The 12227-nt window shown below is 61.1% G+C and carries 14 protein-coding genes and 1 pseudogene; 5 read left to right on the forward strand and 10 right to left on the reverse strand.

The window, feature by feature from the left end:
* Window positions 1-2: 2 nt before the first annotated feature.
* Window positions 3-572 (reverse strand): zeta toxin family protein, encoded by a 570-nt coding sequence (locus IPJ87_10790; protein ID MBK7942340.1) that lies wholly within the window; start codon window positions 570-572, stop codon window positions 3-5.
* A gap of 118 nt (window positions 573-690) precedes the next feature.
* Between IPJ87_10790 and IPJ87_10795 the strand changes: the two genes are divergently transcribed.
* Window positions 691-972 carry a transposase gene (locus tag IPJ87_10795; GenBank protein MBK7942341.1) on the forward strand — a complete coding sequence of 94 codons (282 nt, stop codon included), beginning with the start codon at window positions 691-693 and terminating at the stop codon, window positions 970-972.
* Window positions 972-1841, forward strand: coding sequence for an IS3 family transposase (locus IPJ87_10800; GenBank protein ID MBK7942342.1), 870 nt, complete (start codon window positions 972-974; stop codon window positions 1839-1841). The genes IPJ87_10795 and IPJ87_10800 overlap by 1 nt, the downstream gene beginning before the upstream one ends.
* A 66-nt stretch (window positions 1842-1907) precedes the next feature.
* Here the strand turns inward: IPJ87_10800 and IPJ87_10805 are convergent, their stop codons facing one another.
* Both IPJ87_10805 and IPJ87_10810 read right to left on the reverse strand, forming a co-directional pair.
* Window positions 1908-2156, reverse strand: coding sequence for a hypothetical protein (locus IPJ87_10805; GenBank protein MBK7942343.1), 249 nt, complete (start codon window positions 2154-2156; stop codon window positions 1908-1910).
* Between the two features lie 7 nt (window positions 2157-2163).
* On the reverse strand, window positions 2164-2376 hold the full coding sequence (locus IPJ87_10810; protein MBK7942344.1) for a hypothetical protein: 213 nt from the start codon (window positions 2374-2376) through the stop codon (window positions 2164-2166).
* A gap of 257 nt (window positions 2377-2633) precedes the next feature.
* Here IPJ87_10810 and IPJ87_10815 point away from each other — a divergent pair, with 257 nt between their 5' ends.
* Window positions 2634-3431 (forward strand): Fic family protein, encoded by a 798-nt coding sequence (locus IPJ87_10815; GenBank protein MBK7942345.1) that lies wholly within the window; start codon window positions 2634-2636, stop codon window positions 3429-3431.
* 195 nt (window positions 3432-3626) lie between these two features.
* On the opposite strand, the gene IPJ87_10820 is transcribed toward IPJ87_10815, so the two are convergent.
* The 7 genes and pseudogenes from IPJ87_10820 to IPJ87_10850 form a co-directional block, all read right to left on the reverse strand.
* Window positions 3627-3800: a hypothetical protein gene (locus tag IPJ87_10820; protein MBK7942346.1), complete on the reverse strand. Its 174-nt coding sequence runs from the start codon at window positions 3798-3800 to the stop codon at window positions 3627-3629.
* Between the two features lie 10 nt (window positions 3801-3810).
* Window positions 3811-4302, reverse strand: coding sequence for a hypothetical protein (locus IPJ87_10825; GenBank protein ID MBK7942347.1), 492 nt, complete (start codon window positions 4300-4302; stop codon window positions 3811-3813).
* Between the two features lie 22 nt (window positions 4303-4324).
* Window positions 4325-5176 carry a hypothetical protein gene (locus IPJ87_10830; protein MBK7942348.1) on the reverse strand — a complete coding sequence of 284 codons (852 nt, stop codon included), beginning with the start codon at window positions 5174-5176 and terminating at the stop codon, window positions 4325-4327.
* 34 nt (window positions 5177-5210) lie between these two features.
* A complete protein-coding gene (locus tag IPJ87_10835) occupies window positions 5211-5888 on the reverse strand; it encodes a hypothetical protein (GenBank protein MBK7942349.1) in 678 nt (225 codons plus the stop codon).
* Window positions 5889-6006: 118 nt separating this feature from the next.
* Window positions 6007-6714, reverse strand: coding sequence for a hypothetical protein (locus IPJ87_10840; GenBank protein MBK7942350.1), 708 nt, complete (start codon window positions 6712-6714; stop codon window positions 6007-6009).
* 41 nt (window positions 6715-6755) lie between these two features.
* Window positions 6756-10005: pseudogene (locus IPJ87_10845) on the reverse strand (N-6 DNA methylase).
* Between the two features lie 92 nt (window positions 10006-10097).
* Complete coding sequence (locus IPJ87_10850) at window positions 10098-10244, reverse strand: hypothetical protein (GenBank protein MBK7942351.1); 147 nt, start codon at window positions 10242-10244, stop codon at window positions 10098-10100.
* A 576-nt stretch (window positions 10245-10820) separates the two neighbouring features.
* Here IPJ87_10850 and IPJ87_10855 point away from each other — a divergent pair.
* Together IPJ87_10855 and IPJ87_10860 are read left to right on the forward strand one after the other, a co-directional pair.
* Window positions 10821-11597 (forward strand): SDR family oxidoreductase, encoded by a 777-nt coding sequence (locus tag IPJ87_10855; GenBank protein MBK7942352.1) that lies wholly within the window; start codon window positions 10821-10823, stop codon window positions 11595-11597.
* Between the two features lie 64 nt (window positions 11598-11661).
* The gene (locus IPJ87_10860) at window positions 11662-12210 is read left to right on the forward strand and encodes a DUF2911 domain-containing protein (GenBank protein ID MBK7942353.1); all 549 of its coding nucleotides are present in this window, start codon (window positions 11662-11664) and stop codon (window positions 12208-12210) included.
* The last annotated feature ends 17 nt before the right edge of the window (window positions 12211-12227 follow it).

Here is a 12227-nt window from a genome sequence, read left to right on the forward strand (position 1 = left end):
CTTCAGGAACCCCGCCGCGCCAAAGCCTGTCTGGCGATATCAAGGTATTGGGGTGATCGGCTGGCGATCAGGTAATCGCGGATGAACCAATCGGGCATACGACGAAGATCCCAAGCCCAACTCCGTCCCGTCCCGACCTGTTTCATTTCCGCGAACAACAGCGGTTCAGGGGATGCACCGTCGAAGGATGTGGAATTGTCGAACACGAACGCATGGTAGCAAAGGTCGATCGCGGGCAGTAATTGCTTCAGTGATCTCCCGAAGCGCTCCACGATCTTCTCCCGAGGCACGTGGTGCCCACCACCGTCAACCCGGATCCGCACCCGGTCCACGTTGATCTCCGCCGAATTCGTAGCGATGAAGTACAGATACACCTTGAAGCCGGCCTCCTTCGCCCGTCTCATCAGCGCCAACTTGCTCGAGTGGCTGAACACGGTCTCGAAGGAGAACTGGATACCCTGCTTCACCAAGCGATCACAGAGGTATGCAGCGATCAACTGGGCAAAATGGTCCAAATGCCTGGTCCTCAGGAGTTGAAATTCCGAACCCGCGAACCGGTGTTCGCTGACCAACCGGGGCCGGGTAAAGTGCCTGTTCAACAGTCCCGACCTCGACGCGAACGATAGGAAGGAACTGAGGTGGTAGGGTGAATCAGGACAGGTTGCGGTCAGTACATTTCTGAACGGCACCATGAAGAAGACCTACCGCAAGCATAGCCCCGCCTTCAAGACGAAGGTGGTGCTGGAAGCGCTCAAAGAGCGCGAGACATTGAGCGAACTGGCCCAGCGCCATGGGTTGCATCCCACGCAGATAGCCGCTTGGAAGAAGGAGTTCCTGGAGGGCGCCGAGCAGGTGTTCGGTGATGGCCCAGTGGTGGACGCCAAGGCCTATGAGCAGGAGAAGGCGCAGCTGCACCAGCAGATCGGTGAGTTGACCGTGACGGTGAACTGGCTCAAAAAAAAACTGCTGTGATGCCCTTGGATGTGCGGCGTACGCTGGTGGACCGCGAACTGGCGACCAAGCCTGGGGACCAGGGAGGACTGAGCATCAGCAAGCAATGCGCTGTGCTGGAGATCCACCGGAGCGGGCTCTATTACACCCCACGACCAGTCATTGACGAGGACCTGCAGCTCATGCGTTTGATGGACCTGCTCCACCTGGAAGACCCCGCCAAGGGCACGCGTATGCTGGCCAAGGACCTGGCCGACCATGGCTTTGCCGTGGGGCGCGCCCGCGTGCGGCGGCTCATGCGGCTGATGCGGATCAAGGCCGTGTACTGCATGCCGCGCACCACCGTGATCGATGCGGCCAAGTACAAGCACCCCTACCTGCTGCGCGACTTGAAGATCGAGCGGCGCAACCAGGTGTGGGCCGTGGACATCACTTACCTGCCGGTGAAGGGAGGCTTCATGTACATGGTCGCAGTGATCGACGTGCATACCCGCTACCTGCTCAACTGGAGCATCTCCAACACCATGGAAGCCGAGTGGGTCACGGGCATGATCAGCGAAGCGATCGCCATGCACGGTAAGCCCGAGATCATCAATAGCGACCAAGGCTGCCAGTTCACCAGCGAGGCGTACACGGCCTTGTTCCGCAAGGGAGGCGTGGCTGAAGGCGTCCTTATCAGCATGGACGGAAAGGGGCGCGCGATCGACAACGTCTTCATCGAACGCTTCTGGCGCACGCTCAAGCACGGTCACCTGTACCTGGCTCCGCCCATGGATGGTATCGCACTTTACCAGAGCTGCGCCCGCTTCATCGAACGCTACAACAACAAGCGCAAGCACTCCTCGCTCGGCTACCGCACACCAGCAGCATGCTACCGCGTGGCAGCCTGAGATATCAACAGAACAACGAGTGATGAGTCTCCCCTGGACCCCTCATTTCGACACCAACAACCACACTTACATTTGACCTAGACCTGTCCTGATCGGGTAGACCACTTCAGAACCACGGTCCGAGGGGATCTGGAATTCCATCAGATCGACCCGACGATGCTCTCTCAGCGTGGCCGCGATCTCATCTGCGTTCACGTACACCCCCAGGTTCACCGGACGCCCGCGCACCATGGTCCGCATCACCTGTTGCTTCATGATGCTCTTGCCCGACCCGTTGGGACCAGCGAACACGCGCAGGCGGGGCTGCCACTCCATGGCCCGGTCAGGGCAATCGAAGCCGCTGCAACCTCTTTACACGGCGCCACACGCTCCCATCCTTGCGCACACGCACCAACCAGCCGTCCTTCTCCACCAGAATGGTCTTGCGCTTGGCGAACGCCCGCTCGGCCGCACGCCGGGTGGCCGTCTTGAAGGCCTTGTTCATGGCCTTGCCTTCTTCGCTCAGCTCGTGGGTGAACAGGAACTCCACGGTCATGGTCCAAATGTAGTGCGGATGCCATTGCCTCGCGCGAGCGTCCACGCTCGTGCGTCGGCCCCTCGTCAGGCGTTCAAGGGCACGAGCGTGGACGCTCGCGCCAGAGGGGGGGGGCGTGGCCCAGGTGGGTGGGGTGAAGGTGAGCCTGGGCCACTTCGAACTGCAGGCCCCATGCCTTCGGCAGGCCGATCACGTTGTCGGGAGCCCCTGGTCCGATCCGGGACATGGACGCTGCTATGGGTTAGGTTTGGACCAGGATGTCCGCGCGTTTCCAGATCCTCCCCACCCTGTTGCTGGAGCCCTACCAGCAGGCCGTGGCGGCATATCCCCTGGAACGTTACCTCACCTTGCAGGACAGCGAACTGTCCTTGGAGGCCTTCAGCTTCTACACCTCGGTCTCGGCCGTGTTCTCCAGCAAGATCGAGGGCGAAGAGATCGACCTGGACAGCTACGTCAAGCACAAGCGCTTCGGCATTCCCTTCCGGCCGGACCACACCCAGAAGGTGGACGACCTCTACGCCGCCTACCAATACGCCCAGGCCAACCCCTTCGAACGCGACACCCTGCTGGAGGCCCACCGCATGCTTACCAGCCACATCCTGCCCGCAGGCCGGGGCGGCAGGGTGCGCACCAGCACCATGGTTGTGACCACGCCGGATGGCCGCATCGAGTACGTGGCCACGCCCCCCCATGCGGTGCAGGCCGAACTGGACAAATTCTTCGCGGACCTGTCGCAGCTGCACACCATGGACCTGTCCCCGGCGCAGGTGTTCCACTACGCGGCCCTGTTGCACCTGGTGTTCGTGAAGATCCACCCCTTCGACGATGGCAACGGGCGCTGCGCACGCCTGCTGGAAAAGTGGTTCCTCGTACAAAAGCTCGGCGAAAAGGCCTGGCTCATCCCCAGCGAGCGCCACTACTACCAGCACCACCAACAGTACTACCGGAACATCCGGGCACTGGGGCTGGAGTACGACTCCCTGGACTACGCACAGGCCCTGCCCTTCCTGCTCATGCTCCCCGCTGCACTGGCGCAACCCACGCCTGGGGGCTGAGGAGGGCAAGGATCAGTACCTGGCGTGGCCACCCCGAACGGGCGAGCGCCAGTGGGAGAGGGAAAGGACGAACGGCGGTGAACGGCATGAGCGTGGACGCTCGCGCCAGAGGGGGGGTGGGATGATCAGCGTTTGGTGAAGCGGACCATCCGCACGCCCGGAAAGGCGGTCAAGGACTCCGCTCCTTCACCGTTCCTACTCCCCGCGTAGCTTCATGATCCGCGAGGCGATGGCCGAAGGCTGCCGTTGAAGCACATCACTGATGGCCAGCCGGGCCATGCCTTTATCCAGCATCTCCAGCACCAGTGCGTCCTCAGCGGCTGTCCAGCGCAGATAGGCGCGCGGATGCTTCCGGCGCACTTTGTCCATCGTGCTGAGTTCAGCGCCTCCAGCCTCGAGTGTTGTGATTATCGCCTGCGCCCGCTGCGCCCATTGCGTGCGCGTGGCCTCCATGCTCCTGTCGGGGATCAGTCCGCGCTTCCGTGCACATGGCCCCATAAGCCTCGACATCCTCCGCAGCGCTCAGCAGGACACCCATCTCCCGGTTGTGCCGCTCCGATCCCCCGAGCAGGTTCAGGCTGGTGATGACGCCCTCCCGTTCGTTGAAGTAGCACTTGGCATGCAGCTCCTTCAGGAAGTAAAGCCGCATGTTCGGCAGTTCGCGCAGGTCGCGGAACACGCCCTGGTCCATGGGCTTCTTGCCGAACAGGATGGTGATCTCCACCCCCCTCTCCGCGGCATCCTGCAGGCGCTGCAGGTGTACGATCCGGGGGAAGACGAAAGCGCTGATGAGCGTGAGCGCTCCGTGTGCATCACGGATCACCCGCTCGATGGCGGCGCTTCTGTCGGTGGCGGTGAGGAAGCGGGCCATGGATCACGGTCGAACGCGATCATCACTTCAGTTCCACCGGACGCACATTGTGATCTTCCATGTACCGCTCCACCTCCTTCACCTCGACGCTGGGCACCACGGTGTATCGACTTTGTGCCCGGAACGCCTTCCAGGTGGCGTGTTGCTTGGGATGCGTGCCAGCGTGCGGTTCATCTCCCACCACATAGGCCTTGCCGAGGCGCTTGCCCTCGCTGATGGCGCGTTGCACATCGTTCAGTTCATACAACTGGTTCTCCAAATGGTAGTTCGGCCGCATGAAGTCCACCACCTCGCCGATGACGTCCAGGTCGTTGCGGCCATGGAAGCCGATGGTGACCGAGGGCATGAGCAAACCAGGCAACTGCGCCTGGGTAAGCGTTACCTCCCATGAAAGCCGATGCGCCGTGCGGGTCCGCAGCCCATCGCGCACATCATCAATGTCCGAGGTCGCAGGTATATTGCCCATCTCCTGGTCATCCACCAGCAGTTTGAAGAGCGCAGCGAACCGAGTTTCATCAGCCTCCACATCAATGCGCGTGACCGGACCGAACGTGAGCAGGTTGCGGCTGTACTTGCTCAAATACTCGAAGTAGGGCTCCTGCAACAATTGCCCGGCGAGCTCTCCGGAGTCCACTTGGCTGAAAAGGCCCGTGCTCAGCTTCGCATCAGCGGTGGTCTCACGAGCGAGGGCTTTAAGGTTCATCACCAGCATGCGGTGGGCATCGCGTCCCAGCAGGTCGCGCACAACGCCCACCCTGTTCCGGCTCCACGCAAAATGAGGCCGTTCGGCACCGCGCATGAAAAGCCCTACCGCGAGCTTATCGCCGGCCACGGGGTTGATCCCGGCGTAGATGATGGAATAGAAGCTGCTCATGAGTTCAGCGCCGAAGCCCGGCGCAGGCATTGGTTCAGCATTGGGCCAACAAGGCGTGGAAATGGTCGAGTACGGCGGAAAAGTGCTGCGGATCGAAGAGCCGATCCTGCAGCCGCTGGCGCAAGTTGGCTACATCGATGCCCCAATCGGCCGGGAGACGGGAAAGGACCTCATCGGTGCGCTGTTCGCAATTGTGCATCCAAAGGTAGGCATCCTGCACCGCATGGGCTACCAGGTTGCCATCCCTGCTGAAGCTTGCACCCAGCAAGGCAGGAAGGACGGAGTGGGCCAACAGGCTGTCCTCCATGGTCAGTAATGGCAGGGGTTTCTCCAGCACGTTGGTGCCGAAGATGGCCTCGTGGTCCATCACCCGGAAGGTGGATCCTTCGGGGTCTGCCGTCACCAGGATGTTCGGGTTGTTCTGTGTACGATCCTCGTTAGCCAGCCAGATGTCGAAGAGGGCGATCCGCAGCAGATCCTCCTTGTTGGCATAGTGCCGCCGTTCGTAGGCATTGGCGGTGCGCAGAAACCGGTTCAGCTCTACTGAGTCCCTGCGAAAGACCGTGGCCCAGCAGGTGGTCTTGAAATAGCCCGGCTGCCGGTCGCCGGCCACAAAGCGACCCACATGGTCAGGATCCACGTCCATAAGTGCTGCCTCCAGCACGGGAAGACCCCAGATCCGTGCGTAATGGTGCGCCAAGAGCTCGTTCACCAAGCGAGAGCATACCCGGTGCCCCCCGCCATGCTTCGCCACGTAAGCACGCAGGTCATCCCCCACCACCAGTATCGGGCGCATACCGGTCTCCCAAGCACCTTGGGCCTCGGTTATGCTATGGCGCAGGGGAAGTGGTTCCATGAGCATCCATGACTTCACACATCCATTCATCCAAAAGGCCAAAGTAGTAGGCTTTGGCTGCTTCGATAAGGCTGATCAACGGCCGGTCACTAGTGATGGTGTACTTCATGAAGAACCCCGGCTTTCCCTGCTTGGAGGCATGCAATGATGGTTCGCATGCTATCCCTGCTTCCTTCCGTAATAGGGACTCAAAACCATCCTGTCTTGCATTCATGTGGAAACTCCCCTCGCCGTTATAGGCGTAGTGTGCAAACTGATTGCGAAGGGTGAGGTAGAACTCAAGCCGTCCCTTCAGCGGGTCGAGTTTGGACGCGGTCTCTCGGGATAGGAATTGGGGTAGGACGCGAAGTGCGCCACCCGTATCGTCGGCATAGCTCACATCCTTCCCAATGATCCTCCCATAGACATCGAGAGACAGCAACGCCCATTGATCGAACTGGGCGAACACATGAATGAACGCATAGCGCACCATATGGCCCATATACGACCGGATGGCATGCAGCTCGGCGATATGTTCATCGGTAGACTCGTGACCCGGATCGGCAATTGCCTGCATTCGTTGATGGGCAGGTATCATTCCGACACTGAGCACCGACAAGAAGTGCTGCAGTTCTGCTTCGAATTGCACCTTCCCGGTCGCAACATGGGTTCTGAAGAACGAGACCCGGTCTTCAATGTCCATCGGCCTGTAATAGATGGCTTGCCTTGGCCGCTTTGAACCCTTCATACCACCCCCACCTTATCCACCTCCTCCATACACCTCCCCGTCTCCGTCAGCGCCACGATCATCCGCTGGTAATGGCGTAGGTCATCCGTTGACAGCACGCGCCCCACCCGGTCCTTCAGCCACTTCTGCGCGGGTTGATAGCCACCGATGTAGAAGTTCCAGGCCACCTCGGGCACGTCGGCGAAGTACTGGTCGTCGTTGATCCAAACCTTGCCCAGGCCCTTTGCCGGTGGACTCATAGCCGGGGCTCTTCGCCGTCATCTTGCGGGTAATGGTGTTGTCGCCCGGTGCGGGGAACTTGGTGATGAACTGCTCCACGGCGGGGTCCTCAAGCAGGTGCAAGCGGCGCAGGCGCGCACCCAGTTGCACCAGCGCGCGGAACTTCTTTGCATCGGTAGGATACGGGATGCGCGGGAAGTCGCTCTTCAGGAACTCCTTGTACTTCTCCCGGTAGGCTGGGCTATGCAGCACCGCGTAGCAGTAGTCCAGAACATCCAAGGGCGTTAAGTCCTTTGCCTTGCCATGCGCCCACAGGTCGTTGGCATCGAAGCGATAGGTGAGCCCCGCGCCCTTGGCCAGCTGCTCCACCAGCTTGGCATCCAGGTTAGGATGAACCTCTTGTACCAATGCACTTGTTTGATTGGTCGTATCGGGAAAACGATATAGTGGGAACAAAAATCCTGAGCCGAATTTTCCCGCCGTCCCAGTCAAGTTGAAATCTGTCATTGCCTTAGTAGCCAAGACATAACGCCATTCATCAGCACATTGAGCTCCAACCGCAAGACCAATGTTCTGGTTGCCGAGAAACTGACGCATGGTGTTCTGCCGCATTCTGAAGACAAGGTTGTCTTGGTAATAGATGTACCTCATTTCAAATGGGCGATAGTAGATCTGCGTGACGAGTTTCTCATCGAACTCAGGCGACATCCGGCGCTGCTCTCCGACCTTCCAGGCGTAGTTCTCCGTGAGGTGATACCTTGCTTGGAACTCTTGGAGAGAGAGCTCCTTAGAGCAGAAGTCCTTAACCCGTTCTATGAGTTGCACTCTTGAGTGATCTGTTGCGAAGTCGTCGCGTGATGTTGTGATACCAGGGGCAGACAGACTGAAAAGTTGATTGATGGGAACAAGTCTTTCATACTCCTCACGGGATGTTTCATCCTTCGGAAGCATGAAATAATAGGGCGGGGTATAGTCAAGTATTTTGAAGTCTAATCCATGCATTAGGCGCTCCTTCAACCCATTGTACTTGCTATCTCTGGTTCCATAGAGCTCGGCATGGTGAACCTTGCCAAGCTGCCCCTTCTTCTTCTGTGCCGTCCGGACGAACAGGTTGATGCTAACACCCTGCTGGATATCGAAGACATTCTCGTCAGCTAAGCCATCTGGTGCTCGTTCGCTCTTAATGCTGTTCCCGTGCAAGTCGATGATGAAGATCTTGTCGAAGGTGTTCAGCAGGTGCCAGCGCATACCCCGGAAGGTGGGGTTGTCCAGGAAGCTATGGTTGTTGATGTACGCCAAAACACCTTCCCCGGTCTTCTCAATGAAGTGCTCACCGTAGCGAATGAACTTCACGTAGTCGTCATTCAGCCAGTGAGTTGCGCTCACCAAAGTGCTCGCCGTCCTGGTTCTTGCTTGTACGGTGCGATAAGCTCATCAACCCACTCGCCCGTTGGTGCTGATGCCGCTGTACGGCGGGTTCCCCAGCACCACCATCACAGGCGTATCGCGCTTCACGGCATTGGCCTCGTTGGCCTCCTGGCTCAGCCAACTGGCGAAGAGGGTGCCGGTATCGGGGTGCGCTTCTTCCAGGCTGTTGGTGAGGAACACGCGCAAGCGCTGCTGCTCCTGTCCGTGGCCCTTGGCCTTGGGCGTGCCGTGCGGCTTGCCCATGTCGTAGCCGGTATCGCGCAGCACCAGGTCCAGCTTCAGGTGGGCCATGGCGTAGCTGGCCATCAGCAGCTCGAAACCGTTGAGGCGCGGGATCAGGTGCTGCTCCACGTATTGCGGCCACATGCCCTCCTGCCCTTGGAACTTGGCATGCACCTGCCGCACCACTTCGGCCAGGAAGGTACCGGTGCCCGTGGCGGGGTCCAGCACCTGCACGCGGTGTACCTCTTCCTCCACCTGCACCTCCTTCACCTTGGCGTTGCCGTGCAGCCCCTGCGTCACCACCTTCCGCTGGATCTTCACGGTGCTGCTATCGGCCAGGCCCATCGGCAGGCCGAACTCGGTCTTCAGGATGTCGTCCACCGCCCGCACGATGAAGCGCACCACGGCATCGGGGGTGTACCACACGCCGCGGCTCTTGCGCAGCTTGGGGTCGTACTGCGCCAGGAAGTCCTCGTAGAAGTGCATGAAGGCATCCTCGCGGCCGCTGCCCTTGCCGAAGCCGCTGAGCAGCCTGGCGATGTCGGTGGCGCGGAAGATGTCCGCCAGCGCATCCACGATCCACACGATGCGCTCATCGAGATCGGGCCCGCTGATGCTGTGGAAGAGCTTGCGCAGGAAGGGGTTGCTCTTGGGGATGAGCACGGCCGCTTCCATGCGGTTGAAGCTGTCCAGGCTGGGGTCGTGCAGCCGCGCGGCGAACATGCCGTAGGCGATGGTCTGCGCGTAGAGGTCGGCGAAGGCCTTGGGCGTGATGTCGTGGATGAGGATGTGCTTGAAGGCTTCCAGCTGGTCCTTGAGGTCGGTGTTGGCGCGGCTTTCCTCGTCGCTGGTCACGGCCTTCTCGATCACATCGGCCAGCAGGCGGGCCTTGCCCGCCATCATGCTCGCCAGTTTCTTGGGGTTGGTGATGGTCTGCCCCTGCCACGCGGCGAAGTCGGCGATGAGGGCGGTGAAGCGGTCGAACTCGGCGGGCAGCGGTTTCACCTTACCGCCGCTCACCTCCCCGATGCGGATGCTGGTGGTGGGCTCTCCGTTGCGGAAGAAGCGGAACACGAGGTAGTCGGTGATGATGAGGTTGTCCAACGAGCCCCGGTAGCGGTCGAACTGCTCCTTCAGGCTCTTGCTGTCCATGTCCACCCCGATGTCCTTGGCCTCGATGTAGCCGACGGGGATATCCTTCTTGGTCAGGATGTAGTCCGGCGCCCCACAGGCAATGCGTTGAGGTTCGTTGGTGACGCTGACGCCGGGGCAGATGGAGGCCAGTAGCTGTTGCAGGTCGCCCCGGTAGCTGTGTTCGGTGGCGCGGCCGCTGGCGTGGAGCTTGGCGAGGGCGGCGAGGTATTCGGGGAGGGTCACGGGGTGAAAATAGGAAGCCCCATCACGTGGGGCTCCCTAGTTGAGCATACCGATCACGAAGATCCGGGTAGGGTTGTTCCGATGCTGCGGGTTCAGGTTGTGGGGGAGGACCGCTGACCACGTGCGAGCAGGAATGCGTTGACCGCGAGCAGAACTTGTTCCAAGGAAAGGGAGGAGTAGAGTTCGGGCAACCAAGGGAGGTTTCCACCAAGGACACTGACCAACTCCTTGGCGATCATGCCGGCGTAGAAGATCGTACCGGCGATGTAGAACCGTTTTGTCCATGTGTCGCTGTGGACCTGCGGCTTTCGACGCACCCGATTGGATGGGCCTCGGCGGGGGGGTGTCTGTTTGAAGACATCAAACCGGCATCCTGAAGAGGTTGCTTGGGCTGATCGAAGTAAGCCGACTGGTGCTCGAGCGAAAAACCACGATGGCCGGTCCGTTAAAAGGCTTCGGTCCCTTCGCCTTCCTTGGTTTGCAGCCCTCCATGGATGGCGTTGAGCCAACGGAATTCGATCGTAGAAGAGCCACGACGACAAAACCGAGGCCGATGGTCCATTCGTCGGGCTGTTTCCTTGATCCGTCCAATTGGTAATGACTTGTCCACTTTCTCACTACCTTGATCGATCCACTCCGGACGAACATCATGTTGATGTCATCGGCATTGTCCAAGGATGAACCTTGGAAGGCAAGTGCCATTTAGAGGTCGCAACAGCACGCGCTCCCGGACCGATCGCCCGGCCCACGCCGTTCTCCCCCTCCCTTCCCGATCTTCGCCCCGCGCCCTGGCCCTGTGCCCTGGCGCAGCACCCATGCCCAAGCTCATCCTCATCACCGGCGCCACCAGCGGCTTCGGTGAGGCCACGGCGCGCCGCTTCGCCGCCGAGGGCCACCGCCTGATCATCACTGGCCGCCGCAAGGAGCGGCTCGAGGCCCTGCGCCAGGAGCTGGAAGGCCTGCACGGCACCCTCGGCGCCCACGACCGCGTGCACGCCCTGCACTTCGACGTGCGCGACCACGACGCCACGGTGCGCGCCATCGCCTCGCTGCCCGCGGCCTGGCACCCCATCGATGTGCTGGTGAACAACGCCGGGCTGGCCGCGGGGCTCGACCCCATCCAGGAGGGGAACCTGCAGGACTGGGAGCGCATGCTGGACACCAACGTGAAGGGCCTGCTGCACGTGACGCGCGCCGTGCTGCCGGGCATGATCGCCGCCGGGACCGGCCACATCATCAACATCGGCAGCACCGCCGGCAAGGAGGTGTACCCCAGGGGCGCCGTGTACTGCGCCAGCAAGCACGCGGTGGACGCCCTCACCAAGGGCCTGCGCCAGGACCTGCTGCCCCACGGCATCAAGGTGACGCAGATCGCGCCCGGCCTGGCCGAAACGGAGTTCAGCGTGGTGCGCTTCCACGGCGACGAGGACCGCGCGAGGCAGGTGTACCACGGCCTGCAGCCGTTGCGCCCCGAGGACATCGCCGAGCTGGTGCACTACGTCACCACCCTGCCGCCCCACGTCTGCGTCAACGACCTGGTGGTGACCCCCACGGCGCAGGCCAACAGCATGGTGGTGCAGCGAACGGGCTGATCCCATGTGCGCATGAGCACATGTGCATACGTGGCCTCCTACCTTCGCCCCACACCCCGTTCCGATGAAGAAAGCGCTGAAGTGGATCCTGCTCGGCCTGGCCGTTGTGCTCATGGTGGTCTTCGCGGGCTTCCAGTTCATGAAGTACAACACGAAGAAGGCGAGCCCCGAGGACCGGGTGCAGTTCACGCAGGGCGACCTGGAGCTGGAGGTCTTCTACAACCGGCCGGGCAAGAAGGGCCGGGTGATCTTCGGCGAGCTGGTGCCCTACGACCAGGTGTGGCGCACGGGGGCCAACGAGGCCACGACCTTCACCACCAACAAGCCCCTCACCATCGATGGCAGGGTGCTGAAGGCCGGGGCCTACACGCTGTGGACCATCCCCGGCCAGGACGGGTGGACGGTGATCTGGAACGACCGCATGTACCCGTGGGGCGTGGACTTCGACCAGAAGGCGCAACGCCGGCCGGAGCACGATGCCCTGCAGGTGCAGGTGCCCGTGGAGCGGCTCGCCGGGCCGGTGGAGCTCTTCACCATCGCCGTGCAGGAGGCGCCGCTGGCGCTGACCCTGAGCTGGGACGATGTGCGGGTGACGGTGCCCATGGCGCACTGAGGGCGGCCGTTCCGCGG

The organism is Flavobacteriales bacterium, assembly GCA_016713875.1.
In the GTDB taxonomy this organism is placed as follows: Bacteria; Bacteroidota; Bacteroidia; order Flavobacteriales_F; family PHOS-HE28; genus PHOS-HE28.